Source organism: Gordonia effusa NBRC 100432 (assembly GCF_000241305.1).
GTDB lineage: Bacteria > Actinomycetota > Actinomycetes > Mycobacteriales > Mycobacteriaceae > Gordonia > Gordonia effusa.
Genome location: NZ_BAEH01000096.1, coordinates 26,548 through 52,199 on the forward strand (window position 1 = coordinate 26,548; position 25,652 = coordinate 52,199).

The 25,652-nt window shown below is 62.2% G+C and carries 28 protein-coding genes; 18 read left to right on the forward strand and 10 right to left on the reverse strand.

The window, feature by feature from the left end:
- Positions 1 to 18 precede the first annotated feature (18 nt).
- Positions 19 to 258, forward strand: coding sequence for an MbtH family protein (locus GOEFS_RS16915; protein WP_007319161.1), 240 nt, complete (start codon positions 19 to 21; stop codon positions 256 to 258).
- Between the two features lie 283 nt (positions 259 to 541).
- The gene (locus tag GOEFS_RS16920) at positions 542 to 847 is read left to right on the forward strand and encodes a hypothetical protein (RefSeq protein ID WP_007319162.1); all 306 of its coding nucleotides are present in this window, start codon (positions 542 to 544) and stop codon (positions 845 to 847) included.
- A 67-nt stretch (positions 848 to 914) separates the two neighbouring features.
- On the opposite strand, the gene GOEFS_RS16925 is transcribed toward GOEFS_RS16920, so the two are convergent.
- Complete coding sequence (locus GOEFS_RS16925; protein ID WP_007319163.1) at positions 915 to 1,556, reverse strand: TetR/AcrR family transcriptional regulator; 642 nt, start codon at positions 1,554 to 1,556, stop codon at positions 915 to 917.
- Between the two features lie 177 nt (positions 1,557 to 1,733).
- Here GOEFS_RS16925 and GOEFS_RS16930 point away from each other — a divergent pair, with 177 nt between their 5' ends.
- Together GOEFS_RS16930 and GOEFS_RS16935 are read left to right on the forward strand one after the other, a co-directional pair.
- Positions 1,734 to 2,825: a phenylacetate--CoA ligase family protein gene (locus GOEFS_RS16930; protein ID WP_007319164.1), complete on the forward strand. Its 1,092-nt coding sequence runs from the start codon at positions 1,734 to 1,736 to the stop codon at positions 2,823 to 2,825.
- Complete coding sequence (locus GOEFS_RS16935; RefSeq protein WP_050949944.1) at positions 2,825 to 4,303, forward strand: carboxylesterase/lipase family protein; 1,479 nt, start codon at positions 2,825 to 2,827, stop codon at positions 4,301 to 4,303. The genes GOEFS_RS16930 and GOEFS_RS16935 overlap by 1 nt, the downstream gene beginning before the upstream one ends.
- Positions 4,304 to 4,315: 12 nt before the next feature.
- On the opposite strand, the gene GOEFS_RS16940 is transcribed toward GOEFS_RS16935, so the two are convergent.
- Positions 4,316 to 5,089, reverse strand: a complete 774-nt coding sequence (locus GOEFS_RS16940; RefSeq protein ID WP_007319166.1) for an SGNH/GDSL hydrolase family protein — start codon at positions 5,087 to 5,089, stop codon at positions 4,316 to 4,318.
- 88 nt (positions 5,090 to 5,177) lie between these two features.
- On the opposite strand from GOEFS_RS16940, the gene GOEFS_RS16945 reads away from it, so the two are divergent.
- The gene (locus GOEFS_RS16945; RefSeq protein ID WP_245549885.1) at positions 5,178 to 8,477 is read left to right on the forward strand and encodes a GH92 family glycosyl hydrolase; all 3,300 of its coding nucleotides are present in this window, start codon (positions 5,178 to 5,180) and stop codon (positions 8,475 to 8,477) included.
- Positions 8,478 to 8,522: 45 nt separating this feature from the next.
- On the opposite strand, the gene GOEFS_RS16950 is transcribed toward GOEFS_RS16945, so the two are convergent.
- Positions 8,523 to 9,029: an MTB12 C-terminal domain-containing protein gene (locus GOEFS_RS16950; protein ID WP_007319168.1), complete on the reverse strand. Its 507-nt coding sequence runs from the start codon at positions 9,027 to 9,029 to the stop codon at positions 8,523 to 8,525.
- A 186-nt stretch (positions 9,030 to 9,215) separates the two neighbouring features.
- Here GOEFS_RS16950 and GOEFS_RS16955 point away from each other — a divergent pair, with 186 nt between their 5' ends.
- Positions 9,216 to 10,310: an LLM class flavin-dependent oxidoreductase gene (locus tag GOEFS_RS16955; protein ID WP_007319169.1), complete on the forward strand. Its 1,095-nt coding sequence runs from the start codon at positions 9,216 to 9,218 to the stop codon at positions 10,308 to 10,310.
- Positions 10,307 to 10,987 (forward strand): CE1759 family FMN reductase, encoded by a 681-nt coding sequence (locus GOEFS_RS16960; RefSeq protein WP_007319170.1) that lies wholly within the window; start codon positions 10,307 to 10,309, stop codon positions 10,985 to 10,987. Before GOEFS_RS16955 ends, GOEFS_RS16960 begins: the two co-directional genes overlap by 4 nt.
- Here GOEFS_RS16960 and GOEFS_RS16965 read toward each other — a convergent pair.
- From GOEFS_RS16965 to GOEFS_RS16975, 3 genes are read right to left on the reverse strand one after another with little or no spacing between them, the layout of a single operon-like run.
- Complete coding sequence (locus GOEFS_RS16965; protein ID WP_040525359.1) at positions 10,968 to 11,678, reverse strand: cutinase family protein; 711 nt, start codon at positions 11,676 to 11,678, stop codon at positions 10,968 to 10,970. The two genes, GOEFS_RS16960 and GOEFS_RS16965, sit on opposite strands and share 20 nt — an antisense overlap.
- A gap of 11 nt (positions 11,679 to 11,689) precedes the next feature.
- Positions 11,690 to 12,322, reverse strand: a complete 633-nt coding sequence (locus GOEFS_RS16970) for a GNAT family N-acetyltransferase (protein ID WP_007319172.1) — start codon at positions 12,320 to 12,322, stop codon at positions 11,690 to 11,692.
- Between the two features lie 15 nt (positions 12,323 to 12,337).
- Positions 12,338 to 13,351, reverse strand: coding sequence for a pirin family protein (locus GOEFS_RS16975; protein WP_007319173.1), 1,014 nt, complete (start codon positions 13,349 to 13,351; stop codon positions 12,338 to 12,340).
- 172 nt (positions 13,352 to 13,523) lie between these two features.
- On the opposite strand from GOEFS_RS16975, the gene GOEFS_RS16980 reads away from it, so the two are divergent.
- Positions 13,524 to 13,874 carry a LuxR C-terminal-related transcriptional regulator gene (locus tag GOEFS_RS16980; protein ID WP_007319174.1) on the forward strand — a complete coding sequence of 117 codons (351 nt, stop codon included), beginning with the start codon at positions 13,524 to 13,526 and terminating at the stop codon, positions 13,872 to 13,874.
- On the opposite strand, the gene GOEFS_RS16985 is transcribed toward GOEFS_RS16980, so the two are convergent.
- Genes GOEFS_RS16985 through GOEFS_RS16995 form a run of 3 tightly spaced genes read right to left on the reverse strand, consistent with a single transcriptional unit; the run spans position 13,852 to position 16,418 of the window.
- Positions 13,852 to 14,637, reverse strand: coding sequence for an acetoacetate decarboxylase family protein (locus tag GOEFS_RS16985; RefSeq protein ID WP_007319175.1), 786 nt, complete (start codon positions 14,635 to 14,637; stop codon positions 13,852 to 13,854). The two genes, GOEFS_RS16980 and GOEFS_RS16985, sit on opposite strands and share 23 nt — an antisense overlap.
- 15 nt (positions 14,638 to 14,652) lie before the next feature.
- A complete protein-coding gene (locus GOEFS_RS16990; protein WP_007319176.1) occupies positions 14,653 to 15,492 on the reverse strand; it encodes an SDR family oxidoreductase in 840 nt (279 codons plus the stop codon).
- A 32-nt stretch (positions 15,493 to 15,524) separates the two neighbouring features.
- The gene (locus GOEFS_RS16995) at positions 15,525 to 16,418 is read right to left on the reverse strand and encodes an alpha/beta fold hydrolase (RefSeq protein ID WP_007319177.1); all 894 of its coding nucleotides are present in this window, start codon (positions 16,416 to 16,418) and stop codon (positions 15,525 to 15,527) included.
- Between the two features lie 52 nt (positions 16,419 to 16,470).
- On the opposite strand from GOEFS_RS16995, the gene GOEFS_RS17000 reads away from it, so the two are divergent.
- Complete coding sequence (locus GOEFS_RS17000; RefSeq protein ID WP_040525361.1) at positions 16,471 to 16,857, forward strand: MerR family transcriptional regulator; 387 nt, start codon at positions 16,471 to 16,473, stop codon at positions 16,855 to 16,857.
- A gap of 11 nt (positions 16,858 to 16,868) precedes the next feature.
- Here the strand turns inward: GOEFS_RS17000 and GOEFS_RS17005 are convergent, their stop codons facing one another.
- Positions 16,869 to 17,873 carry an alpha/beta hydrolase gene (locus tag GOEFS_RS17005; protein ID WP_007319179.1) on the reverse strand — a complete coding sequence of 335 codons (1,005 nt, stop codon included), beginning with the start codon at positions 17,871 to 17,873 and terminating at the stop codon, positions 16,869 to 16,871.
- Positions 17,874 to 17,912: 39 nt separating this feature from the next.
- On the opposite strand from GOEFS_RS17005, the gene GOEFS_RS23505 reads away from it, so the two are divergent.
- The 9 genes from GOEFS_RS23505 (at position 17,913) to GOEFS_RS17045 (ending at position 25,508) form a co-directional block, all read left to right on the forward strand.
- Complete coding sequence (locus GOEFS_RS23505) at positions 17,913 to 18,053, forward strand: hypothetical protein (RefSeq protein WP_170323189.1); 141 nt, start codon at positions 17,913 to 17,915, stop codon at positions 18,051 to 18,053.
- 93 nt (positions 18,054 to 18,146) lie between these two features.
- The gene (locus GOEFS_RS17010; protein WP_007319180.1) at positions 18,147 to 18,455 is read left to right on the forward strand and encodes an urease subunit gamma; all 309 of its coding nucleotides are present in this window, start codon (positions 18,147 to 18,149) and stop codon (positions 18,453 to 18,455) included.
- Complete coding sequence (ureB, locus tag GOEFS_RS17015; RefSeq protein WP_007319181.1) at positions 18,455 to 18,808, forward strand: urease subunit beta; 354 nt, start codon at positions 18,455 to 18,457, stop codon at positions 18,806 to 18,808. Before GOEFS_RS17010 ends, ureB begins: the two co-directional genes overlap by 1 nt.
- The gene (locus GOEFS_RS17020) at positions 18,808 to 20,511 is read left to right on the forward strand and encodes an urease subunit alpha (RefSeq protein WP_007319182.1); all 1,704 of its coding nucleotides are present in this window, start codon (positions 18,808 to 18,810) and stop codon (positions 20,509 to 20,511) included. Before ureB ends, GOEFS_RS17020 begins: the two co-directional genes overlap by 1 nt.
- Before the next feature lie 8 nt (positions 20,512 to 20,519).
- Positions 20,520 to 21,209, forward strand: coding sequence for an urease accessory protein UreF (locus tag GOEFS_RS17025; protein ID WP_007319183.1), 690 nt, complete (start codon positions 20,520 to 20,522; stop codon positions 21,207 to 21,209).
- Positions 21,202 to 21,960: an urease accessory protein UreG gene (ureG, locus tag GOEFS_RS17030; RefSeq protein WP_007319184.1), complete on the forward strand. Its 759-nt coding sequence runs from the start codon at positions 21,202 to 21,204 to the stop codon at positions 21,958 to 21,960. The genes GOEFS_RS17025 and ureG overlap by 8 nt, the downstream gene beginning before the upstream one ends.
- On the forward strand, positions 21,960 to 22,688 hold the full coding sequence (locus GOEFS_RS17035; RefSeq protein ID WP_007319185.1) for an urease accessory protein UreD: 729 nt from the start codon (positions 21,960 to 21,962) through the stop codon (positions 22,686 to 22,688). Before ureG ends, GOEFS_RS17035 begins: the two co-directional genes overlap by 1 nt.
- Complete coding sequence (locus GOEFS_RS17040; RefSeq protein ID WP_007319186.1) at positions 22,678 to 23,724, forward strand: HoxN/HupN/NixA family nickel/cobalt transporter; 1,047 nt, start codon at positions 22,678 to 22,680, stop codon at positions 23,722 to 23,724. Before GOEFS_RS17035 ends, GOEFS_RS17040 begins: the two co-directional genes overlap by 11 nt.
- A gap of 98 nt (positions 23,725 to 23,822) precedes the next feature.
- Positions 23,823 to 25,508 (forward strand): purine-cytosine permease family protein, encoded by a 1,686-nt coding sequence (locus GOEFS_RS17045; RefSeq protein ID WP_007319187.1) that lies wholly within the window; start codon positions 23,823 to 23,825, stop codon positions 25,506 to 25,508.
- The last annotated feature ends 144 nt before the right edge of the window (positions 25,509 to 25,652 follow it).

Here is a 25,652-nt window from a genome sequence, read left to right on the forward strand (position 1 = left end):
CAGAAGGAGAACTGAGATATGACGAACCCATTCGACGACGAAAACGGCCGCTTCTTCGTGTTGGTGAATGACGAGAACCAGCATTCACTGTGGCCGACCTTCGCCGACATCCCTGCCGGCTGGACCAAAGTCTTTGGCGAGGACAGCCGCGAGGCGTGCCTGAAATATGTCGAGGAGAACTGGACCGACCTTCGCCCGAAGAGCCTGATCGACGCTATGGAGGCTGACGCCGCCTCGCGGAACGGCTCCGGCGCCTGACGCTGGGGTCGACGATGCCTGGTTGTGCCGCATCGATTCCGTTACAACCAGGCATCGAGTTATGTCAGGCGCTTCTGGCACGGCAGTCACACGTTTAACATTGATAGTGTCCAGTCACAAGCTGACTGACGTGATTTTGCTCACAAATCTATATTTGGTCGCCGATATCAGACATTTGCCTTCGCGAGAAAGTCCAGCGCATGGCAAACTATCCCCAACATCCACGGTCATTCGGTGGGAGTACCCAACTAGGCAAGGTCGCAAACCGTCGCCGGAGGTAGCAATGAACGAAGTGCTCGAGCACATTCAGCATCGCGCTGAGATCGCGCCTAGCCTCACGGCTGTGCGACATAGCGGCGATGCCGTCAGCTTCGGACGCCTCGACAGTGTTATCGGTGACTATTCGGACGTTGTTACAGCACATGGTCTGAGTTCAGGTTCCGCGCTTGTTGCCGGCCTCCTCAACGCGATGCCGAATGTGGCGAAGTTGTCGGCGCCGCAGATCGGCGACGCCATCCGCGACATGGTGATGTGGCTCGGCCGCGATATCGAGGGCGGTTCGTCCGGTCGCCTACACGCGGTTGGCTAGCCGTCATTTCTTCTCAATCTTCGCCGTAATTCTCCGTCGGTGCCGCCACGGATCAGGGGCGGATCGATTACCGGCGGCGCTTCAGATTCTCCATTAGGCTATCGCGCTCGCGATCGGTGACAGTTGGCCCCGGCAGTTCGGGTGATGGGCTTGTTTCTCGCAGGCCATCGCACATCAGACGTAGTTGTCGTTCCCATAGGTGTGAGTGGCCGTCCAGTTCCGCGGCCACTGCCAAGCGTCCAATGCCGATTAGAAATACGAGTACGTCATTGTGTGTGACGTCGTGGCGCATGGCACCCGCCTGTTGCGCTCGGGCCGTCCACATCTGAACAGTGCTATTGATGTGGGAGCGCAGCGCATCGAACGCATCCGAATGCCGATCTCCCTCGGTGAGTATCTCCAACGCACCGCGGCTTTGAGCGAATTCTCGAACCAGTTCCACGAGGTAGCCGACAAAGCCGTCCCAACTTGACTGCGCCTGCGCCACGCGACCGTCGATATTAGTCACGCACTCGTGTAAGTCCTCAAATACTGCCTCGTACAACGCATCTCGCGATGGGAAGTGGCGGTACAGAGTTGCGTTACCCAGCCGCGCGCGCCGAGCGATGTCATCAAGTGAGGCGTTCAGGCCGTCCTCGTCAATCACTTCCTTCGCGGCCACAACCAAGAGTCGACGATTACGAAGCGCATCTTTGCGCGGTCTGGACATCACACTTCCTTTACTCGCTCAGCGGCTCACCCGATGGTAGCTAGCCCCAAGGCGGACGCGGTCAATGCCAACTTTCACCAAACGTGCGGTCGACCGATTTAACCGTGGACAACTCCCCGCTTTTATGTAGTATTGCTAACTACTAGATCTTTGCTGAGGAAGTATTGGGAGGAATTCATGTCGACATCGCTGGGATCCGATTGGTCAGTGCTCGACCCGATGAGCGAACCTGAGGATAAGATCGAATATCTGAAGGTGGCGTTGACGTGGCATTTCGGGGAGGACACGGGGTCACCGTTCTGGCTCCGGCGCGCACGTGAGTTCGATTTCGATCCGGTGCGTGACATAACCAGTTATGACGATCTATCCCGTTTTCCTTACGTCCTTGATGAGCTGCGAACGGTGGACGTGCGCGACCTGATTCCACGCGGGTACGGGCCGTCGTACCCGGCGCCGCGCATCTTTGAATCCGGCGGCACCACAGGTGCGCCGAAGCGGATCATCTTCATGGAAGACTGGGTTCAGAAGATGCTCAATCGCCAGGATGGCGCGTTTGCCGGCGATCTCTCCACGTTGTCGATGTTCCCGAGCGGCCCACACGCCGCCGGTGTGCTTCAGCGAATCGCGGCTGAGCACTACGGCGCGTTGTTCTTTTCGGTTGACATGGATCCGCGGTGGGTAAAGAAGCTGGTCGCCGATGGTGATGTGGAACATGCGCAGGCCTACGTGGATCACATTCTTGACCAGGCGGGTTTCATCCTGCGCAGTCAGAACATCGAACGCCTGTTGACCACGCCGCCGATGTTGCGCGCGCTCGTGAAGCGTAGCGACCTCGCCGACCTCGTGCGGGCCACCGTCAAGAGCATCAGCTGGGGTGGAGCACATATGACCGTCGACGAACGGTTTGAATTCGAGCAGGTCCATTTTCCGGGGATCGAATTCACTGGCTTTTACGCCAGTTCCATCGCCGTTGGCGGTACCGAGCCGCGCCCGAATGTCGGCGAAGACGATGACACGATATTCGATCCCGCCGAGCCATATATGACGATGCGCGTCGTGGATTCGGTAACAGGTGAGCCGGTCGACTATGGACAGCGTGGCCAGGTACTGATGCATACGGTGACCAAAGGGGTGTTCCTGCCCAACAATCTTGAGCGGGACACCGCGATTCGAGTTCCGGGACCTGTAGGCGCACTTGGCGATTCGGTGTCAGCCGTCAAACCCGTGGAGCAATTCGATGGGCAGAAAGTGATTGAGGGCATTTACTGATGACCGAGCACATCGTGACCACGACGTCTGGGCGCGTTCAAGGAACCGAGGATATGGGAATTCCTGTGTGGCGAGGTATCCCGTATGGCGAAAGTACCGGCGGCTCGAGGCGGTTCAGGCCCGCCGTACCGCCAGCGCCGTGGGATGGCGTGCGGCCCGCGGCGGCCTTCGGCGACATCTGTTGGCAGTTGCCGATGACAGACGAGCCCATGATGCTGCGAATCGTGGATCCCGACGCCCGCGAATCAGAGGATTGTCTACGACTCAACGTGTGGTCGCCGAACGCCGATGATCACAATCGACCCGTTCTTGTCTGGTTTCATCCGAGCGGTCATATGCTCGGCTCCGGTAGTTCACCATACGGAAACCCGAGAGTCTATGCGGCACAGCATGATTGCGTCATCGTGACGGCCAACTACCGCCTTGGAATCTGGGGCCACCTCTACCTTGGCGGCTTCGACTCTCAATACGCAGACACTGGAAATCAGATTGTCCGAGACCAGCTTCTGCTTCTGGAATGGATCCAGGACAACATCAAGAGATTTGGCGGCGATCCCACCAATGTCACAGTGTTTGGCGAATCGGGTGGGGGCTATAACATCGGCACTCTCCTGGGCATCCCATCGTCGCGTGGACTGCTACATAAGGCCGCCATTTACAGTGGCGGCGCAACGCATCCCGTCGATCCCGAAACGGCTACCGAACTGACTAGACGTCTTCTCGACGTCCTCGGTCCTTCGGTAACCGTTGACGATCTCCTGACGATGTCCAACGTGCGTCTGCGCTACGCGCACAAGAAACTTGGTGAGACCGAGGCCGTTCGGTACTCGGCGGTCATTGATGGTGACTTGATTCCGCAGCCACCGCTGGAAGCCATCGCGGCCGGCGCGGCGCGGGATATTCCGCTACTCGTGTCGAACACCGCCGACGAGGCGGCGATGTGGAACGTCCTCAAAGAAGGTGGCGCCAGCGACGCGGTGGCAACACAATCGGCAACCTCGACGGAGTTCGCCGCTCTCGCCGAGACGTATCGACGACAGACCGCGCCCGGCCGCGACCCGGACGTCGACCTGCTTTCAGACGTGACCTTCTTTGCGGATTCAGCGAAACTGTTAGCCGCGCATGAGGAAGGCGGAGGTTTGGCGTGGTTCGAGATGTTTGACTACACAGCGGAATCGTTTCCACTCCAGGATGTCGGAGCGATGCACGGTACCGACATCGGAATGCTCTTGCACGATCGTGACCACATCGAACCCGATGCCGCCGCGACGCCAACCGAGAACGACCGTCGTGTGGCGGCGCTCGAACAACAGGCACTGGTCTCACTGGCGAGAACCGGAAAACCAGACATGGACGGCATTGCGCTGTGGCGGCCACACCGCCAGGAGGATCGCCAGATGGTGCGGCTCGGATCTCAACCGGCGACTGACATCTGGCAGCCTCGTCCAGCCGTCACACTCGCCGTCCAAACTGGATAATCCTGCGAGGTCTCAGACCAACTCGTCCAGTCGCACATAGTCGGGGTATCGCGGACTCAGCCCGTCTCCCGACGACGTCCCGTTCAGGCGGCGTCCAATCCACGGCACGAGGAATTTGCGGGTCCACACCGCGTCATCGATTCTGCGGGCGATGACCGACTTGGATGGTCGCGGACCCAAGCTCGGCCGCGGCGCCGAGTGTTCGACGTTAAGTACGTCGAGCACATTAGCTGCCATCAGCGTATGGCCGGAGGTATTGAGGTGCAGCCGGTCCCACGACCACATGCGCAGGTCGTCGAAGCCGGTGAACGCGAAGAAGTCGGCGAGCGTCGCATCATGCCGACGCACCATGTCGCGGATCGCGGCGTTGAACGCGAGTGCTCGGGAACGTAAATGACCCAGTACCGGGAAAGATGATCCGTCGACCATGGTGAACACCACGATCTGTGCTCCGGTAGTCGCCAACCGCCCCAACAGTGCGTCATATCTGCCGATGACCGCGTCGACGTCGAACCCGGGCCGCAGCATATCGTTGCCGCCAGCGGAAATGGTGATTAGATCGGGCTTTAGCTCTATGGCCCGCTCCAACTGGCTATCCACGATCTGGTCGAGGAGCCACCCGCGGATGGCTAGATTGGAGTACTCGACGTCGCGGGTTTTGCCGAGTTCTTCGGCTACTCGATCGGCCCAGCCTCGGACCCCGTTGGGCCGCGTAGGGTCGTCATAACCAACGCCCTCGGTGAATGAGTCACCCAGAGCCACGTAGCGGTAAACGTTCTCAGGCATTGCTGCCCCTCTCGTCCTGCCCCCTCATCTTGCGACGCCCATCTTATCGAGGCGGTGTGGTGTGACTTCATGTGCTAGGTCTGAAGACGTGAACAGCATCCGAGCGACACTTGCGCGCGCTGAAGGACCAGCGCATCCGGTCAACGCCAAGCCGGGGGTAGGTCTCATGTCGGCGTACCCGTGGCGGTACGACGTCGTCGGTGACGCGGGCGACCTCGTCGGCCTCATCGTCGAGCGCACCGGACTCGAAGGTGTCACCATCGCGCCCGATACCGTCGTGTCTTATGTCCTGCATCCAATCTTCGATGCTGCCGAACCGGACGTCCGCGATTCCTATGCGGCAACGGCAGTATGTCTCGACATTGTGTTCCTCGACGGATCGCGCCTTTCAGATGCCGATGTCGCCGATCATCACGGCGTGCCGTGCGATCCTCGCGCGCAATACGATTCCAAGACGATCTCGGTCGATCAGTGGACCCGAAAGTCATTCCCGCTGAATAGATTCGCCGGGTCCACGGTCGATCACGTCGAGTTGGTGGTTCTGATCTCCGACCGCGTCGATGGCTCGGCGGACCGACGCCGTCTCCTCGGCCATCTCGACGCAGTCCGCGTCGAATCCGCGACCGCCCCGATCGATGACGTACTCGACCATGTCCGCACCACTCGCGGTACGCAATCGTCCGACCGCTTCTCGCGCGGGAACTGCGCACCTCTGGTGGCGGCCGGGCCACACCCGTTCGTGTTCGGTCTGCCGATGACCGACGGCGGCAATCGCGGCTGGCCGTACTCGTATCATGAGGCGTCCCGCGTCGACGGCGAATCGGTCCGGCCCTATCTGCAGTCCTTCGCCACGTCGCATATCCCGTCGCCGTGGATGGGGGATCGCGGTGTCTTCCAGTTCTTTCCGAGCGTGTTGGCGCGACCCAACCCCGATCGTGCCGCGCGTGCGCTCGCTTTCGACCATGACGTCGAATACGACAGACCGCATCTGTACGCGGTGACGCTCGAGGTTGGCGATGGGCGTTCGCTGTTCGCGGAGTTGACCGCTGGTACGCATTCGGTGTGGCTGCGGGCTACCTATCCGGACTCGCGGGAGGGTGGCGATCAGAGCGGCACAGGTTCGTTGATCTTCGATCAACTCGATGACGACGGCGCACTCAATTTGTCGGACAATGCGATCACCGGTTACGTCGACGGTCCCGGCGGCCTGGTCCGGGTACCGCGTATGTACGTCTACGTCGAAGTGGATGCGAAAATCCTTGATACACATACCTATCCGGGCAGTGAGCGCGCCGCGGTACTCGGCTCGATTGCCGTCGATACGTCACGCGGTCCGGTGACATACGCGGTCGGCACATCTTTTATTAGCGTCGATCAGGCGCGGCGGAATCTCGAATTCGACCGTGCGGGAGGGGGATTCGACGCCGTGATGCGGCGCGCGCGGCAGCGCTGGCTCGACGCCCTGTCGGTACTCGACGTCGCGGGCGCCTCCGCGGACCAACTGACGACGCTGTACTCGTCGCTCTACCGCCTGAATCTGTATCCTACGACCGCTGCCGAGAATCGTGGCAGCGCGAACCAACCCGACTGGTGTTATGCGAGTCCGTTCGGCGATCCCGCCGAGCCAGATCGTCCCACCCGGACGGGGCGAGTCATCGTCAACGGTCGGCTGAGCGTGACAGACGGCTTCTGGGATTCCTACCGCGCCAGCTGGCCGCTGCGAACCCTGTTGGCGCCCAACGAGACCGCGCGCCTGCTGAATGGTTTCGTCGAACACTATCGTGCGGGCGGATGGGTGAGTCGATGGTCGGCACCGGGACCGGCCGACATCATGACCGGCACGTGCAGTGACGCGGTTTTCGCCGATGCGGCGCTGGCCGGATTAGCCGACGCGGGGTTCGATATCCTCGACGCCTACGACTCTTGCCTACGCAATGCCACGACGCCGTCGGACGACCCGCGCGTGGGACGTAAGGGTCTGAATCGATCGTTGTTCACCGGCTTCGCTGATACCCAGACCCACGAGGGCATGAGCTGGACGGTCGATGCCGCCATCAACGATGCGGCGATCGCGGCATTCTCCGAGTATCTGGCAGAGCAGTATCCGGATCATCCTCGCCATGCCGAATTCGTCACCAACACAACGTGGTTCACCGCGCGAGCGGGTCGGTACGCTCTGATGTTCGACACCGAGGCTGGCTTCTTCCGTGGCCGAGAAGCCGACGGTGCATGGCGTGGTGGGCGGTTCGACCCGCGAATGTGGGGCACCGACTACACCGAGACCAACGCCTGGGGAACAGCTTTCACCGCGCCCCACGATGGTGCCGGGCTGGCCGCGTTGCATGGCGGCCAAGATGCGTTGGAAGCTAAACTCGACGCCTTCTACGTCGAGCAAGAGACCGGCCGCGAGGAATTCCGAGGAGGCTATCCCGTGGTCATTCACGAGATGCGCGAAGCCCGAGACACGCGGATGGGGATGCTCGCGCTATCCAACCAACCGGCGCACCATATCCCGTTCATGTACGCGTTCGCGTCTCGTCCCGGATCATTCGCTCATGCGAAGACGCAGCGAATAGTTTCCGAAGCCGTCCGGCGATTGTTTCTGGGATCGGAAGTGGGCCAAGGGTATCCGGGTGATGAGGACAACGGTGAGATGTCTGCCTGGTATCTGTTCGCGGCGTCGGGTCTGTATCCGCTGACCGTTGGTGCCGGCCAGTATGTGCTGTGCGCGCCCAGTTTCCGCCGGATGTCATGGCGCCTGGAGAACGGATCGATAATCGAGATTCTTGCTCCAGATGCCGGCGGCGACAATGTGTACATTCAGGCTGTCCGCATCGACGGCGAACCGTGGTCGCAGATTGTCATTGACCGCGCTCGATTGTCAAGGGGGGCGCGTATCGAATTCGACCTCGGTCCGAGTCCGTCTATGTGGGCTGCCGCATCGACGCCACAGTCGATTACCTGTAGCGGTGAATTTCCTTCTGTACCAATTGATCTGATCTCAGGAGACGCTCGATGCGCAATAGGGGATATGCGGGCGTTTGACGACGATTCGTCGACGCCGGGCGCCGACCTCGCGGCAGGTGAGGTGCTGGGCTGGTGCTTTGATAGAGCGACCCGAGTGAGCCACTATACGATCACACCACTGTCGGCCGGGGTGGCCCAGTGGGATGTCGAAGTGCTTGATACGCAAGGTATTTGGCGGGAGATTGGCAACGTCCGCGCCGAGTTCGAATGGGATCGGCAGACGCGAGTCTTCCCACTCGACGGCCAACCGGAGTCGCTCGGCCTGCGGATCCGGACGGTCCGAGCGCTCACTGTGACGCAGATGGAATGTCTCGACTTACCGCAAAGATATGTCCCGAGGACTGGTCAGACGTCTATATAGCGTCTGCCGCATCCTCGGGACATATCTCAGCGGTGGGGCAAAGAATCAGTGGCCGTGTCCACCAGCCATCGATGACAGCTGGGCTACCGCGTCGGCGGAGAGCTTCCACGCGCCATCGGCGGTCTTGACGTAGGTCAGTTTGATGTCGACTGGCTGCGGTGCGTGCGGGCTCGCGACTGATACGGTCGCGACTGCCTTATCCGCACCGTCGGCGGCGACCGATTTAACAGTGAAGATCTCGGGGGTGTAGCCGCCCATCGATGCGCCCTTGGCGAATAGCTGCAGCGCGGCCTTGGTGCCGGAGTTGGTGGTGTCGACCACGGCGTCGAGGTCGGCCGAAGAAGTCTTCGGGTCGATCGCCTTGCGGAGGGTGGCCTGGGCGTCGGCGGCAGAGAGTTCGGACGCTGCTGCGGACGTGGTGCTCGAGTCGGTGATCACACTGGGTGTGGTGCCGGTGGCGTCGCTGGCCTCCTCGCTATTGCTACAGGCGGCGACACCGAATACGGCGGCCCCGACGATGGCGGCTGCGGCGGCAGTCTTACGAAGGTTCATACTTCCAACTCCTCAATCGGTTAGTAAGCACAGCCTAAACCCGCAGCCTGGGCGCCTGGCGGCCAGGCCGCGTGATCCATGTCTCGATGCGCGGCAGTCGCGTCGGCTATGTCGGGAATTATTCGGACTGCGGTCCGGTTGATCCGTGTGTAGCTCAGATTTGAGTAAATCGAGAAGGAGTGAGATATGCAGTTCGGCATCTTCACCGTCGGCGACGTCACGACTGACCCCACCACTGGCGCCACGCCGACCGAGCATGAGCGCATCAAGGCGACGGTGGCTATCGCCAAGAAGGCCGAAGAAGTGGGTCTCGACGTCTTCGCGACGGGTGAGCATCACAACCCGCCATTCATCCCGTCATCGCCGACGACGACACTCGCCTATATCGCGGCGCAGACCGAGAACCTGCTCCTGTCGACGTCGACAACGCTGATCACCACCAATGATCCGGTCAAGATCGCCGAAGACTATGCGACACTTCAGCATTTGGCCGACGGTCGGGTGGATCTGATGATGGGGCGTGGCAACACCGGGCCCGTCTATCCCTGGTTCGGCAAGGACATCCGACAGGGAATTCCGCTCGCCATCGAGAACTACGCTTTGCTGCGACGGCTCTGGACTGAGGATGTTGTTGACTGGGAGGGGAAATTCCGTACTCCGCTGACGTCGTTCACCTCGACCCCTCGGCCGCTCGACGATGTGCCGCCCTTCGTGTGGCACGGATCGATCCGGTCGCCGGAGATCGCCGAACAGGCGGCCTACTACGGCGACGGCTTCTTCGCGAACCACATCTTCTGGCCGAAGGAGCATTTCCAGCGGCTGATCGACTTCTACCGCGAACGTTACGAGCATTACGGGCACGGTGCGGCGAACCAAGCCATTGTCGGTCTCGGTGGACAGTTCTTCATCCGTAAGAACAGTCAGGACGCGGTGCGTGAATTCCGCCCCTACTTCGACAACGCACCGGTGTACGGTCACGGCCCCACGCTGGAGCAGTTCACCTCCCAGACGCCGCTGACCGTCGGCAGCCCGCAGGAATTCGTCGACAAGACCCTGAGTTTCCGCGATACCTTCGGCGACTACCAGCGGCAGCTATTCCTTGTCGATCACGCGGGGCTGCCACTTAAGACCGTCCTCGAACAGCTCGACGAGCTGGGAGCGGTACTGCCCGAATTGCGCAGGGGATTCGCCGACGGGCGGGCGGCGGAGGTACCCGACGCTCCGACGCACGCGTCGCTCGTCGCCGCGCGCGAGAGTGAGAAAGGTCAGGTGCGGGCATGACCCATGAGTCACAGCGGCGGTTGGTCGTCGTCAACGCCGGGCTTTCCGATCCCTCGTCGACGAGGATGCTGGCCGATCGACTGGCTGCCGAGTTTGTCGAAGGCGTTGCGGGTCAAGGGCTTCGGGTCGACACCACGGTGCTCGATCTGCGTGAGTTGGCCGTTGAGATCGCCAATTCCACGACGTCGGGTTTCGGTGTCGGCGACCTGCGGTCCGCCCTTGACGCCGTCCATCGTGCCGATGCGCTCATCGTTGCCACGCCGGTGTTCAATGCGTCTTACAGTGGGCTCTTCAAGTCGTTCTTCGACCTCGTCGAGGTCGAGCCGATGGCCGGCAAGCCGGTTCTCATCGCCGCTACCGGCGGCAGCGCCCGACATTCGATGGTGCTCGACTACGCGCTGCGACCGCTATTCGCTTACCTGCGCGCCGTCGTGATGCCGACCGGTGTGTACGCGGCATCGCAGGACTGGTCGGGCAACACCGGCGACACGGCTATGCTCAGTGATCGAATTGGCCGTGCGGCAAACGAATTGGCCCGTTCAGTGGGGGCCGATGCCGCAGATGGCGTGTTGACGCCACGGTCGGTGGTCGAGCCGGTCGCCTCGAACAATGCCGAGGCGACCGGGATCGACAACTTCGCGAGATTGCTCGGCGGCGCTATAGGTGCGCGGCGGTGAATCGCGCTCCGGCCAATGCGTCGCCGTTGACCGTGTACAGAACGTGCAGGGCGTTTGGCCGTCCAAGCGGAGCGCCGTTGCAGATGGTGTCGCCCGGGATGCAGTAGCGGACGGTCTTGCGGGCGTAGAGCCGATCTATCTGGACCGGCGGAGCTCCCGCACCACGGATGAAGCGGGCCGACGGAGGTGCGAACAGCACGACCGAAGCCACGTGCTTGGCGACCGACGCCGGCAGTCGTGCCGGGGCATACCGGCGGTACCTCTCATACTGTGCCGGGACAGAGATACCGGGATTGAGAGCATAGCCAATCACGACTGCTCCCTGCGAGTAGCCGCTGAGCACGATGCGTGTGCGTGGGCAGGTCGCTGCGAGGTACTTGATCCGGTTCTGCGTGACCTTGATTCCGTTCAGCACCTCGTGAGCGAATGCCAGGCGGTTGGCGAAGTTGCCACTCGCCGGGTAGGGCACGCCGTACTCACGCACTGACTTGCCCGGTAGCGTGCTCCGGACCGCAGCGGCGAAGGCGAGCCCGGTCAGGCCCATCGGCGCACCCGGTTCAAGGGTGCCGCGGGCCGAGATCACCTCTACGTTTGGGCAGCCAGCGGCTTGGGCTTGTGGGGCCGTGACAAGGGTTGACGCCCCCAGTACCATCGCCAGGCCACAGAAAATTGTCAGTATTCGTCGCGTCATGGTGGCTTATCCTACGGGACATTTGTGACATTGACCCGCGAGTTCACACCTTCAGCGTGAAGGTATTTGCGCATGATCAGCCGCGGCAGCCCGCCGGCCACCGCGTTCGTCGAACCAACCACCTCGAAGCCCGCGACGTCGTACATGCGCTTGACCCCGACAAATGCCATTGTCAGGTCCATTCGTGCTGGTGGATCAACGGGATATACCTCGACCGCCGGCGCCCCGCGGGACGCCGCGTAGTCGACGGCTCCGAGGATAAGTCGTTGTGTCACACCGCGTTTGCGGTAGCCGGCCCGGACGATTGTGCAGACGATTGACCATACCGGCAGGTCGTCGATCGCGGGGATCAGAGTGGACCTCGTCAGTCGGGTGATCTGCGTCCGCGGACCGATGTTGCACCAGCCGACCGGAGCGTCGTCGAGGTAAGTGAGGACGCCCGGCGGCTGGGGCGACGCCGCGAGTGTTCGCATTGCGGCCTCACGGCCCCCGCACCCTTCTATCTCACCAGCGGAAAGGCGGTGAGTCGTGCACCAGCAGTGCGTCTTTCGTCGAGTCCTATTGACGACGTCGGCGAAGTCGTCGAACCGGTCGGTGGTGAGCGGCTGGGTAGCCCAGCGGCCGGAGAGTGCGGATTCAGTCATGGATCAGTGAAGTCATCACGCCTGCCCCGGCTTGTTGTCGCGTGTTCGCAGCCGCGTTCCAGGCAGGGCCGGGGCGGGAAGATGCTGGATATCGCCTTCGTATCCACGTACCTGCCCAAAACGGTCCGAATGAGCCATCCAGGCGTCCCGCGCGGCGACGATTTCCTCATGTGTGCGGCCGACGAAATTCCACCACATGATGATGTCCTCACCGAGTGGTTCCCCGCCGAGCACGATCAGTCGTCCCGGCTGCGCGCTGGTATTGGTCAGTCGAATTACCTTGGCGCCCACGCCGATATAGGCCATCTCGGTCCGCGCGACGTCGAGCGGTTCGGCCGCATTGACGATCCGCAGGGTGCCGGAGTCGACCAGGATTCCGTGTTCATAGGTCGAATCCACGTCGAGGTCGATCGTCGCGCCGGCATCGACGACAAGTTCAGCGCCCAGGAGCGGGCTGAAGGTGGCGACCGGCGATGTCGAGCCGAGGAGTTCGCCGAGGAACACCCGGACGACCGCACCGTCGACGTTGACGGCGGGCGGCACATAGTGGGCGAAGTCGCGGTCGACCTCCGCGGCGTCGGCGGGCAGCGCAACCCACAGCTGGACACCGTGCAGCACAGTGGTTTCCGGCGTCGATACCTCGGTGTGCGCGATGCCCCGCCCGGCGGTCATCAGATTCAGCTCGCCCGGGCGCACCATCGCGTGCACACCGTTGGTATCGCGATGTTCGATTTCGCCGCTGAATAACCAGCTCACGGTTTGTAAACCGATATGAGGGTGCGGCGGAACGTCGATTCCGGGAACCGAACCGGTCGATACGTCTTGTGGGCCGTAGTGGTCTGCGAAACACCAGCCGCCGATAAGGGATCGATCCCGCTGGGGGATGGTTCGGTGAACCGTCATCGCACGTGGACCGCCGAGCGGAACGTCACGCGAGGTCAGCACGTGAACGCGCAGACCGGCGTGATCGGTATCCGGGGCGGTTGGCGAGCAGATCATCTCGGTGGGGGCTGATTCGAGATTACTCATATGGCCAGCTTAAGGGGAGTGGCGGATCGTTTGTAATCATCGCGAAACATATTGTGCGACTCATGATGTGCTGTCCGAGGTTGGGACTACTAGTCTCAACGGAAATCGTCAGAATTACCTTCGATGGTCCCTACTGTGTGGCTATCTCAAGGTTGAAATGTAGGAGCGGTCCGTGACTGTCAGCGTTGAGCATGCCGCATCGAATACGACGTCAAATGTCGTCGCGCTACCGCTATCTGGACGGGCGCGCACAGATGTCCTCGCTATCGAAGACATCGTCGTGGTGCGGCGGATTCCGCGGCCCGCGTTGTCCGCACGCGAGATCGAGGTGCTGCTGGCCTGGCTGGTCACCGAGTCCAAACGCGATGCCGCCAAGGCGCTATTCATCTCGTCTGCGACGGTGAGCACCCATGTGTCGCGGATACGTGACAAATACGCGGAGGTCGGCCGGCCCGCCCCCACCAAAGCGCACTTGCTCATCCGTGCACTTCAAGATGGCTTTACGTCGATCGAAGACTGGTAACCACTTCCGGTTCCTCGAATGTCATTGAGATGTGGTCGACCGACGACGCCATCAACGCGTGACGCGAGAGTTTCAGAGCACGCAGTTCGTCGGCGATCGGTCCGCTGCCCAACGTGAGTTTCGCGCCGCCTACCCGCGTGCGCGTTCCGGTAGTTTCGGTGAGCCGCCAATCGGTTGCACGCGTGATGCCATCCAAATGTGAATAGGCATGCAGCACAACGTTATCCGACGCGGATGACGCCGGCATCGAAATACCTCGACGGACACTCAGGTCGACGACGAGCTGCCCATCGGAGTGCACCGTGCCCCGTTTGGTCGCGGCATCGTGGTTGACGGTGAAGTCGGCGAGTGTTTTGGGGAAACCCCAGATACCGCGGCCAGCGGCCAGCGTGAACTCTCCGTCAACCGGCAAATGGTGGACCAGCGCACGGGCGTCGCCGGCGACAAGTGACTTGAGAGACGAGAACGATCCGCTCGCTGGGCCGCCATCGGGTGGGTTGACCAGAAAGCAGACACCGAATTCGTTGTAGGGGCCCAGATCACCGTCGATGTAGTCGACGAAGACAAGCATGCATAACGTGCGGCCCTCGCCGGTTACACCCGGCCTGATGCGCAGTGGACTCAGCCCGGTGTGGGCGATCGCGGTGGTGACGGCCCCGACGTCGGCGGTGAAGGCAGCCACAAAGCAGCGGGCATCGCGAATGTGAACCGGCATCGTGACAGTGGTGCCGGCGATCTGGTGGGCGATGGGTGCGGTAGACATCGGTGCCCAGAGCTCCTAGGTATTCGCTTGCGCGACCACGCCACGCAGGCCGTCGTCGCCGAAGAGTGGTGCGAGCATCGAGGAGAAATCGGGGCCGCTACGCAACATCTGTCCGCCGTCGACGTTGATGACCTGGCCAGTGATCCAGCTTGATTCGTCGCCGAGTAAGAAGCGGGTCAGATTCGCGATGTCGGCGACCTCGCCAATGCGCGGCAGGGGAGTGTTGTCGGCGTAATTCTGTGACAGTTCAGGGCTTTCGGTGATGGCGGCGACCAATTCGGTACGTGTGAGGCCGGGCCGAATTCCATTCACGCGCACATTTGATGGACCGAGTTCGTCGGCGGCGAGCGCGACCAGGTGGTCGACGCCGGATTTGGTGACGCCATAGGCGCCGAACCAGCGGTGAGTATTGCTCGCGGCAATCGACGAGATCGCGACGATTGCGCCGCCGCCACCCGCGACGAGGGCGCGGGCACCGTGTTTGACGGTGAACATGGTGCCGTTGATATTCAGGTCGACGGTGCGTTTCCAGGCGTCGGAGTCGATCTGGGTGATCGGGCCGATGGTCTCGCTGCCGCCCGCGCAGGAGACGATGCCGTCGAGTTTCCCGCCGCCGTGTTCGACTGCGGCAGTGATCAATTCGGCGACCTGTGCTTCGTCGGTGACATCGGTGGCGTGCGGCAACGCGGCGCCGGGGTGAGCCTGGTTGATCGCCGCGGCGACGTCGGCTAGCCGGTCGGCGCGGCGTCCGGCGATGGTGATTGTCGCGCCGTGCGCGGCCAAGTCGGCTGCGATGCCGGCGCCGATGCCACTACCGCCGCCAGTGATCAGAACGGACTTTCCCGAGAGGTGCATGCGGCGAGCCTAAGCCAAAACAAGAACGAGTTCTAGTTTTTCGGTGAATGCTCGCGATTGTCCGTGGTGAGAGCTATGCCGGTTCGGGTGAGCCATTCTTCGAGCTCGTCGCCCACGTGGATAGGTGTTTCGATTGGAGTGAGGTGACCGGCGCCCTCGATGCGAACGACAGACTGGTCGCCGGGGAGTTGATCGCGCAGTCGGGTTGCCTGGGCGAAGGGAAGCCACGGATCGTCGGTGCCCCAGCCGATTTCGACCCCACAGCGCGTTCGCGGCAGACGGTCGGCGACGGGCTCTGTGTGCTCGGGTCGTAATGAAGCGATCTGACGGTAGAACGCTCTCTGCCCCGATTCGCCGAGCCACGGTTGGCATAGGCGGTCGAGCCATTCACTGTCGAGTCGATGGTGCGCTGCTGCGGAGATGTATTCCTGCACCAGGGCCGCGTGCAGCGGACCGGGTAGTTGGGCGAATACCTCGGAGTGATCGGCGACGAGGCGGAAGAAGGGCGAACCCCAGGGGGCGAGAGTCACGACATCCCAGAGAAATAGCGCGGCAAAGTCGTTGTCGTGCAACAGGTGTGCGCCCAGCGCCACCGCTCCACCGATGTCGTGCGCGACGACATGCGGTCTCTCCAGCTCCCAGTGAGCGAGCAACTCGCTGAACCTCGACATCTGGGTCGGGAGGTCAAGCGGAGTGTCGGCCGGTCCGATCGAGTGACCATATCCGGGCATATCCCACAAGAACACTCGGTAGTTGGACCCCAGTCGGTACGCGACGTCGGCCCACACCTGCGCCGACCACGGCGTGCCGTGACAGAAGACGACGTCGCCCATCGATCGTTCGGGTTCGAGTACGTATGTGGCCACATTTGTACCGCTGAACTCGACGTAGCGCGGCGTCGGCAATCGTGATTCGGCTAGCTGCATGGCGCCACCCTAGAACCTCAGGTCGACCTGAGGTCAAGGGCACAATGGGCGTATGAGAGTTGGACAGGCGGCCGAGCGCCTGGGGGTACCGATACACGCGCTCAGGCATTGGGACGAGATGAACGTCGTAGTACCCGACCGCTTGGCGTCGGGTCATCGGGACTACACGGATGAACATCTGCGCCGATTGCAGGTTCTGCGGGCATGTCAGGAGGTCGGCATGAGCCTGTCGGATATTCGCCGGGTGCTGCACCGCGGTGAGGTGGACAGGACCACAACGATCGAACACCACCTACGGCGAATCAAGGAACAGCGAGCGAAGCTTGAGGATGCCGAACGGTTCTTGGAACATGTGATTGGCTGCGAGCACGACTTGCTGACTCGATGTGGCGAATGCACAATCTACGCGTCGACCGCCCCGTCGTTAGAGCGCGAGTAGGTACTGGTCACCTATCGAACGTGGAGATCCCGCGCCAGGTAGGGCCACGTGCGGTGCAGATCTTCTTCCCAATAGCTCCAGGAATGAGTTCCGGTGGCCCGCTTGGTGACCCGCGCAGGGATACGTAATTGCGCCAGACGTGTGGCCATCTGCGACGTGCACTGGTCGATTCCCGCTTCGATGAGACCACCCAGGACTACCTGATTAGCCAACGCCGACGTGTCACCGCCAATCGCCTTGTCAGTCAATCGCTCATGGCTGCCCGGCAATCCGGTACCCGTCGTCATGTAGATCTTCAGCCCGCGCAGTCGGGCCGCGTTCAGATAGGGATCGTTGGCGCGCCATCCCGGACCATTCAATGGCCCCCACATATTGGTGATGGTGCCACCGCCGCGACTTTCCACGACCATCCGGATATACGCCTGGCCGACAGGGTCACTGGTGCGTGCGCAGCCACTGAACGCGGCTACCGAACGATAGAGTTTCGGCGCCGCGATAGCGAGGTTGAATACCGACGTGCCCGCCATCGAAATGCCGGCGATCGCGTTGACACCGTTGGTCTTGTAGTGCGAATTAATGAGTGGCGGAAGCTCTTTGGTGAGGAAGGTTTGCCACTTGTTGACGCCGAGTACCGGATCGCGTCGCTGCCAGTCGGTGTAATAGGAGAATGCGCCGCCGATCGGTGTCACGACGTAGACATTCTTGTCCGCGAAGAACTTCGTATAGTTGGTGCGCGCTCCCCACGTCGCGGAATCTTCGCCGCCGCCCGCGCCATTGAGCAAGTAAAGCGTCGGGGCGGGTTTCGAGGTGTTGCGCGGCTTGAGGATGGTTACCGCCACCGAGCGGCGCATCGCAGCCGAATACACCAATGCGGTGTCCTGTCGCGCGTTGTCGTGATCGACGGTGACGATCGAACTCTTCGGCGCCGCCGGTGCCGGCGCGGCGCTCAGACCCGCGACGGTGAGGACCGCGACGACGACGGCGGGGAACGCGAACAAGCGGTGGAGCGATTTCACGCGGGTGGGCCTTTCGATCGGTGATCTCCAGCTGAGTGTATGCGGTGGGACCGACAGTCCGCGCAGGTCGTCGCGATGATGCTCGACGACCGTTCGCCGGTTGATGGCGTTACCACGATGTTTCGCGTCGGTACCGATCGTGTTAGCCGTCGGTCGGTGACCGGCCTAAACGTCGCCTGACGGCCCGGTGGTGGTGTGGCGGTGAGCTAATCGGTGGCAAACTCATCGGCATCCGTACCGCGCCCGGCGGTGCTCCGCGTGAATGGACTCTCGATGCATCTGACTCCGGGGGACACCGAAAAACTGTTGCTCTCGGTGGCCGGCATGGTGGCGCGGGATCGATTGGAACGCGGGGTACTGCTCAACTATCCCGAAGCGGTCGCATTGTTGTCGACGTGGGTGATTGAGCGGGCCCGCGAAGGTCGGGGCGTCGCCGAACTCATGGAGTCCGGACGCGCTGTGCTGCGTCGTGAGCAAGTAATGCCCGGCGTCGCCGAGATGATCGCCGATATTCAGATCGAGGCGACTTTTCCCGACGGTCGCAAGCTGGTGACACTGCATCATCCGATCGAGGAGGCGTAATGGCTGCGGGATCGACGACCGGGCCGGGAGCTATTCGGGTCCGCCCGGGAACTATCGAACTCAACGCGGATCGTACTGCGGCGCAACGGATAACGCTGGTCTTTGTCAACGCCGGGGACCGGCCGGTGCAGGTTGGATCACACCTGCATCTGCCAGACGCCAACGGCGCGTTGAGTTTTGACCGACAGGCCGCGCACGGCTTCCGTCTCGACATACCGTCGGGAACGTCACAGAGATTCGAGCCGGGCGCGTCTCGGCAACTCGATGCGGTGGCCTTGGCCGGCGCACGGAGGGTGCCGGGCCTGCAGCGCGGCAATGGGGCGCGCGCCGCACTCGACGAAGGGGATCGCTGATGGTGTCGATCAGCCGGGAGCGCTATGCCGCGATCTATGGCCCCACCGCGGGTGATCAAGTGCGCCTCGGGGATACCGATCTCTGGATCGAGATCGAGGCCGACCGCACCGTGGGCGGCGAGGAAGCGATATTCGGCGGGGGTAAATCGATCCGCGAATCGATGGCGCAGTCGACTCTGTCTCGCGCCGACGGCGCGCTCGACACGGTGATCACCAATGTCGTTGTGCTGGACTGGTGGGGAATTGAGCGAGTCGATGTCGGGATTCGCGATGGACGGATCGTCGGGCTCGGCCGCGCCGGTAACCCCGATATTTCCGATGGCGTCGACCCGGCGCTGGTCATCGGACCGTCAACCGATGTTATTGCCGGCGAAGGCAAGATCCTCACCGCCGGTGCGATCGACTCGCACGTGCATCTGATCTCGCCGTCCCAATGCCACGAGGCATTGGCGACCGGCATCACCACCATCGGCGGCGGCGGCACCGGCCCATCGGAGGGATCGAAAGCCACTACGGTTACCCCCGGCGCGTGGCATTTATCCACGATGCACCGCGCACTGGACTCGTTGCCGCTCAACGTATTACTGCTCGGCAAGGGCAACACCGTCTCCGTCGAAGGCTTGGCCGAACAGGCTCTCGGCGGTGCGGCGGGATACAAAGTCCATGAGGACTGGGGCTCGACACCCGCCGCCATCGACGCCGCACTGACCGCGGCCGGCGAGTGGGGCCTTCAGGTCGCACTGCACTCGGATTCCCTCAACGAGGCGGGGTTTGTCGAATCGACTATCGACGCGATTGGTGGCCGGTCGATCCACGCCTTCCATGTGGAGGGGGCCGGCGGCGGTCATGCTCCCGATATCCTCTCCATCGCCGGTCTGCCGCATATCATTCCGGGATCTACCAACCCGACCCTGCCGCATACCGTCAATACCGTCGCCGAACATCTCGACATGCTGATGGTCTGCCACCACCTGAACCCCGCGGTACCCGAGGACCTCGCGTTCGCCGAGTCTCGAATCCGCGCGACAACAATTGCGGCAGAAGACGTCCTGCACGACCTCGGCGCCCTGTCGATCACATCGTCCGATGCCCAGGCGATGGGGCGGATCGGTGAGGTGATCACCCGCACCTGGCAGGTCGCGCATGTAATGAAGGCGCGACGCGGACCGCTCGGTTCCGCGCTGCCCGCCGACAACGAACGGGCCAGGCGTTATGTCGCGAAGTACACGATCAATCCGGCTATCGCACACGGCATCGACCATGAGGTCGGCTCGGTTGAGATAGGCAAACTCGCCGACTTGGTGCTGTGGGACCCGAAATTCTTCGGCGTACGACCGTCGGTGGTAATCAAAGGCGGTGGCCTGGTCTGGGCGGCGCTCGGTGATCCCAACGCGTCGATCCCTACGCCGCAACCGATTCTGATGCGGCCGGCATTCGGCGACGCTATTGGTGCCGACCTGTCCATTTCGTTCGTAGCTCCCGCTGCGCTCGACGATGGCCTGGCGCACCGGCTCGGACTTCGACGTCGACTCGCCGCGGTGCGGCCGACCCGCGACGTCGGCAAGGCGGATTTGAAGAACAATAACGCGTTGCCGCGTATCGATATTGCCCCGGACACTTTCGAAATCGCCATCGACGGTGAACCGGTCGTCCCGGCGCCCGCGTCGGATCTACCACTGGCGCAACTCTATTCGATGTTCTGAGGGTTGCTGTGACCGAACTGTCGTTTCCATTGCCTTCGGCGACCGTCGCAATGCTGCTTGCCGATGCGCGGTTGCCGTCGGGAGGGCATGCGCATTCGGCCGGTCTCGAACCTGCGCTGCGAGCCGGGCTGCCGGTTCGTGACGTACCCGACTTCCTGCTCGCTCGAGCGCGGTCAACCGGCGTTGTCGAAGCCGGAACTGCCGTCGTCGCAAGGCATTTGGCACTGGTCGAGCCGGTTGGGCTGGAATCGGTGGTGCATGCCTGGTCGGCGCGGACACCCTCGAATGTGCTGCGTGACGCCGCGCGGCATCTGGGCCGAGGCTATCTGCGGCTCGCCGGCCATCTGTGGCCGTCGTCGACGCTGCTGGCCGAACTCGCTTCGTGGCCGAGGCCGGCGCCGAGAGCGATCGTGCTCGGAGTTATCGCGGCCGAGTCGGGGATGGATCCACGGGATCTGGTGCGATTGGCCATCTACGACGAAACCGCAAGTGCGGCAGCGGCTTTATTGAAACTTGAACCTCGGGACCCGGCCGAAGTGACCGGCTGGGTCGTGCATGTCTGTACGGTGCTCGACGACGCCGTGGAGGATATTGCCGCCCTCGTCGATCCGGCCGCGATACCAGCAGCCGGTGCCCCGCAAGCCGAGGGATGGGCGCAAGCTCATGCCCTCCTGAGTCAAAGGTTATTCCGTGCCTGAAAATCACTCTAACCCAGCCGATTCCGCCGGATCGGCCCCGTTGCGGGCCTTGCGCCTGGGAGTCGCCGGACCGGTCGGCACCGGCAAATCGTCGCTGATCGCCACCGTCTGCCGGGTGCTCGCCGATGAGTTACGACTGGGTGTCATCACCAATGATATCTACACCGACGAAGATGCGAAATTCCTGCGGTCGGCCGGCGTACTGAACCCCGAGCGGATTCGCGCGGTCGAGACGGGCGCGTGCCCGCATACCGCGATTCGCGACGACGTAACCGCGAATCTCCTTGCCGCCGAGGACCTGGAACGTGACTTCGCGCCGCTCGACGTCGTGATTATCGAGTCCGGCGGCGATAATCTGACGGCAACCTTCTCACCGGCGCTGGTCGACGCACAGATTTTCGTACTCGATGTTGCCGGTGGCGGCGATGTGGCGCGCAAAGGTGGGCCGGGTATCGCACGAGCAGATCTGTTGGTAGTAAACAAGACTGACCTGGCTCCCTATGTCGGTGTCGACGTCGAACTGATGGTCGCCGACGCGACGTCGGCGCGCGAGGGCGGCCCGGTGCTGGCGTTGTCGCGTACCGACGAGGCATCGGTGGCGGCGTTGAAGGCGTGGGTTCTCGCGGTGCTCGCGGCATATCAATCTGGCGACCATACCGCCATCGACCCGGGACCGATGGCGCCCCATTTTCACGCGGATGAGGATGGCGGCTACATCCACACACACGGCGATCATTCGCATTCACACTGATGCCGTTGACCCGAGTGGCTATTCGAGCCGGTGCGCAAGCCGCATCGGTGGAGATGGCAGCCGGATTACTTGTGCCGCGGTTAATTTCGCGCACCGCGGCGGAGGCATCGGTCGCATTGGTCGCCGGCGGTGCCCTGCTTCTCGGTGGTGACCGAGTGGAAATCGAGATCGTCGTCGGGCCGGGGTGTCGGCTGGACTTGACTGACATCGGCGGCACGGTCGCCTATGACGCGCAAGGAGTTCCGTCGTCGTGGACGGTGCGGATCCGTGTCGGCGTCGGCGGTTTGCTGTGCTGGCACGGCCTTCCGCTGGTGGTGGCCACGGGCGCGAATGTCATTCGGACGATGCGGATGGATCTAGCCGACGGCGCGCGGGCGCTTCTTCGCGAGACCACCGTGCTCGGACGGGATGGAGAGCGCGGCGGCCGGTTGAGTCTGCGGACCGACGTCTTTCGCGATGATGTGCCGGTCATCGTCGAATCCGTTGAGCGCGATCCACGGCGCGCAGAGCCGGGAATCCTTGGCTCGCAACGCGTTCTGGACACAGTTTTGGCCGTCGGCTTCCGGCCACCGGTATCGGACGTGGATCTGCTATTGGAACAGCCGGGAGCACTCGCGCGATACTTGGGGATGCAGGCGCACCTGAGCGAGTTGGATCACGTGTGGGAATGTTGGCGTGATGCCGCATCCGCTAGCGAAGAGAGTGTGGAGGAAGTCGATGTTCGCTGAAGTGCGCGCGAAGGCGACTGGCTTGGACCGAGGATCGGTCATTGCCGTCATCACGATCACCCTCTTACATCTCATCGGTTGGGGCGGGTTACTGCTGCTGGTCGTGCCGTCGGGGGTGAATCTTGGTGATACGGCTGGTGGATTGGCAACGCTGGGTGTCGGTTTAACCGCGTACGCGCTGGGGATGCGGCATGCGTTCGACGCCGATCACATCGCCGCGATTGATAACACCACCAGACGTTTCGTCGATCGTGGGCGGCCGACATCGGCGATTGGATTCTGGTTCTCCCTTGGGCATTCGACGATCGTGTTCGCTCTGTGCGTCGTACTGACTGTCGGAATCAGCGCGGCCGGTTCGGCATTACGCGACGACGGTTCGTCGTGGATGGTCGCCACCGGGATGTGGGGTCCGACGGTGTCGGGCGTGTTCCTACTCGTCATCGCGGCGGTCAATGTGCGGTCGCTGGTCGTGCGCAGGCGGGCTGATTCTGACTCGGCGGCGGCGGCGTCGGGCGGCATGATGTGGCGGTTGCTGGGGTCGTTCGATCGCGTCGTCGACCGTCCGTGGCGGATGTATGTGGTCGGCCTGCTATTCGGGTTCGGTTTCGACACCGCGACCGAGATCGGCCTGCTGGCACTGGCCGGCGCGGCCAGTCTGAGTCATGTGCCCTGGTGGGCTGTGTTGACGCTGCCGGTGCTTTTCGCCGCCGGAATGTCGCTGCTCGATACCACTCAGGGCGCGGTCATGCGCCGCGCCTACGCGTGGTCACCGGATGGTCCGGATGCGTTGCGCCGGCGGTCGCGGGCACAGACCTATTCCATTGCGATGACCGGCCTGTCGGTCGTCGTAGCCGTGGTGATCGGCGGCGTTGAACTTGCCGAAGTCGCCACGACCGCGTTTGGCTGGGGCGGCCCGGTGGCTTGGCTGGGCGCGCTCGACATCGACGACTTGGGCCTGTGGCTCACCGGATTGCTGCTGGCGACCTGGGCCGTTGTGTTCGTGAAGACTCGTCGAGAATCGCCTTCCGCTGTCTGATGTTTCCTGCCTGAAACATTTCGGACGCACGGCCACAACATCACATTCATAGGTTCTTCTCGTTGCGGTGTTTCACCGTGCGGAAATTGGAGAACCGGATGACTGAACAGCTTGATGCCGTTACGCCCCGTGCCGCCGTGAATGTCGGCGAACGGGACGCTCTGAAAGAGACTCTTGAAGATTACACATTGCGGTTCGCGCCGCGCAGTTACCGCAAATGGGGTCCCGCCGTTGTGGCGACGTCGGCGCTCGGCGGCATCGCCTATCTCGCCGATTTCGCGATCGGTGCGAATATCGGTATCGCGAACGGAACTGGGAACGCCCTATGGGGGATCCTGTTTTTCGCGGTCGTGGTGGTCATTACCGGTTACCCGCTGTCTTATTATGCCGCGCGCTACAATCTCGACCTGGATCTGATTACTCGCGGTAGCGGGTTTGGCTATTACGGTTCGGTGCTGACCAACCTTATCTTCGCGTCGTTCACCTTCATCTTCTTCGCTCTTGAGGGAGCGATCATGGCGCAGGGCCTCGAACTTGGTCTGGGGATTCCGCTGCCAGTCGGCTACTTGGTGTCGTCGGTGCTGGTCATCCCTCTGGTCATCTTCGGCATGAAGGCGCTCGCCAAACTGCAGGTGTGGACGACGCCGCTGTGGCTGATCATGATGGTCGGCCCATTCCTCTATCTCCTTATCGCACACCCGGATTCGGTCGAGACCTTCCTGTCGTTCAGTGGTGTCGACGCCGACGGCAACCCGTTGGGCAAAGGCGTGAGCTTCGCTGGTGTGATGCTGGCGGCCGGTGTGTGTCTGTCGCTGATCGCGCAGATCGCCGAGCAAATCGACTATTTGCGGTTCATGCCGCCGAAGACGCCGGAGAATAAGCGCCGGTGGTGGACCGCGGTCTTGCTCGCTGGTCCCGGGTGGGTGCTATTCGGTGCGATTAAACAGGTCGTCGGACTATTTCTCGCGGTCTATTTGATCGCAAATGTCACCGACGGATTCGGTACCGCCAATCAGCCGGTTCATCAATTCTTGGCCATCTACGAAGACATAATGCCGCATTGGCTGGCGCTCACCTTGGCGGTGATTCTCGTTGTTATCTCGCAGATCAAGATCAATGTCACCAACGCCTACTCTGGTTCATTGGCGTGGACCAATTCGTTTACTCGCGTGACGAAGACTTACCCGGGCCGCCTGGTGTTCGTGATCGTCAATGTTGCTATCGCGGTGATCCTGATGGAAGCCAATATGTTTAGCTTCCTTAACAGTCTGCTCAATTTCTATGCGAACTGCGGTATCGCGTGGATTGTTGTAGTGGCGACCGACATCGTCGTCAACAAGTATCTGCTGAAGCTTTCGCCGTTGGCTCCGGAATTCCGTCGAGGCATGCTGTATAACGTCAATCCGGTTGGTTTTGTGTCGGTGATCGTCGCGGCCGGGGCGTCGATCGGCGTGTTCTTCGGTGTATTCGGGGAGGCGATCAAGCCGTATTCGCCGCTGGTCGCGGCGGCGCTCGGGGTGTTGCTCCCGCCGATTATCGCGATCGCGACCAAGGGTAAGTACTACCTGCGGCGCGTCGACGACGGCATCGACCTGCCGATGTACGACGAGTACGGCAACCCGAGCGACGCCAAGCTGATGTGCTGCGTGACCGGCATCGAGTTTGAGCGGCCGGACATGATCGCGTCGGCCGTGCCGGGTCCGAACGGGGAGAAGCAGTACATCTCATCGCTGGCATTGTCGTGTGACAAGACCGGCGAGCACGTGCTGCCCGCGCAGAAGTAGCGCCGGTCCCAAAATTCTGGATATAGCTGCGTAGGGAAGGGCAGTTTGCCCCTGGCGCCCGGGTTATGTCCAGAATTTTGGAAAGGTCGGCCAGGGTCGGTCTGCCCGGCGCAGCCCGAGGCCGGCTCCCGGCACTTCCCAAAA

Excerpts from the sequence above, each read along its gene's own strand:
- GOEFS_RS16915 (WP_007319161.1), top strand. The coding sequence starts at position 19 with ATGACGAACCCATTCGACGACGAAAACGGCCGCTTCTTCGTGTTGGTG.
- GOEFS_RS16920 (WP_007319162.1), top strand. The coding sequence starts at position 542 with ATGAACGAAGTGCTCGAGCACATTCAGCATCGCGCTGAGATCGCGCCT.
- GOEFS_RS16925 (WP_007319163.1), bottom strand. The coding sequence starts at position 1,556 with ATGTCCAGACCGCGCAAAGATGCGCTTCGTAATCGTCGACTCTTGGTT.
- GOEFS_RS16930 (WP_007319164.1), top strand. The coding sequence starts at position 1,734 with ATGTCGACATCGCTGGGATCCGATTGGTCAGTGCTCGACCCGATGAGC.
- GOEFS_RS16935 (WP_050949944.1), top strand. The coding sequence starts at position 2,825 with ATGACCGAGCACATCGTGACCACGACGTCTGGGCGCGTTCAAGGAACC.
- GOEFS_RS16940 (WP_007319166.1), bottom strand. The coding sequence starts at position 5,089 with ATGCCTGAGAACGTTTACCGCTACGTGGCTCTGGGTGACTCATTCACC.
- GOEFS_RS16950 (WP_007319168.1), bottom strand. The coding sequence starts at position 9,029 with ATGAACCTTCGTAAGACTGCCGCCGCAGCCGCCATCGTCGGGGCCGCC.
- GOEFS_RS16955 (WP_007319169.1), top strand. The coding sequence starts at position 9,216 with ATGCAGTTCGGCATCTTCACCGTCGGCGACGTCACGACTGACCCCACC.
- GOEFS_RS16960 (WP_007319170.1), top strand. The coding sequence starts at position 10,307 with ATGACCCATGAGTCACAGCGGCGGTTGGTCGTCGTCAACGCCGGGCTT.
- GOEFS_RS16965 (WP_040525359.1), bottom strand. The coding sequence starts at position 11,678 with ATGACGCGACGAATACTGACAATTTTCTGTGGCCTGGCGATGGTACTG.
- GOEFS_RS16970 (WP_007319172.1), bottom strand. The coding sequence starts at position 12,322 with ATGACTGAATCCGCACTCTCCGGCCGCTGGGCTACCCAGCCGCTCACC.
- GOEFS_RS16975 (WP_007319173.1), bottom strand. The coding sequence starts at position 13,351 with ATGAGTAATCTCGAATCAGCCCCCACCGAGATGATCTGCTCGCCAACC.
- GOEFS_RS16985 (WP_007319175.1), bottom strand. The coding sequence starts at position 14,637 with ATGTCTACCGCACCCATCGCCCACCAGATCGCCGGCACCACTGTCACG.
- GOEFS_RS16990 (WP_007319176.1), bottom strand. The coding sequence starts at position 15,492 with ATGCACCTCTCGGGAAAGTCCGTTCTGATCACTGGCGGCGGTAGTGGC.
- GOEFS_RS16995 (WP_007319177.1), bottom strand. The coding sequence starts at position 16,418 with ATGCAGCTAGCCGAATCACGATTGCCGACGCCGCGCTACGTCGAGTTC.
- GOEFS_RS17000 (WP_040525361.1), top strand. The coding sequence starts at position 16,471 with ATGAGAGTTGGACAGGCGGCCGAGCGCCTGGGGGTACCGATACACGCG.
- GOEFS_RS23505 (WP_170323189.1), top strand. The coding sequence starts at position 17,913 with ATGCGGTGGGACCGACAGTCCGCGCAGGTCGTCGCGATGATGCTCGAC.
- GOEFS_RS17010 (WP_007319180.1), top strand. The coding sequence starts at position 18,147 with ATGCATCTGACTCCGGGGGACACCGAAAAACTGTTGCTCTCGGTGGCC.
- ureB (WP_007319181.1), top strand. The coding sequence starts at position 18,455 with ATGGCTGCGGGATCGACGACCGGGCCGGGAGCTATTCGGGTCCGCCCG.
- GOEFS_RS17020 (WP_007319182.1), top strand. The coding sequence starts at position 18,808 with ATGGTGTCGATCAGCCGGGAGCGCTATGCCGCGATCTATGGCCCCACC.
- GOEFS_RS17035 (WP_007319185.1), top strand. The coding sequence starts at position 21,960 with ATGCCGTTGACCCGAGTGGCTATTCGAGCCGGTGCGCAAGCCGCATCG.
- GOEFS_RS17040 (WP_007319186.1), top strand. The coding sequence starts at position 22,678 with ATGTTCGCTGAAGTGCGCGCGAAGGCGACTGGCTTGGACCGAGGATCG.
- GOEFS_RS17045 (WP_007319187.1), top strand. The coding sequence starts at position 23,823 with ATGACTGAACAGCTTGATGCCGTTACGCCCCGTGCCGCCGTGAATGTC.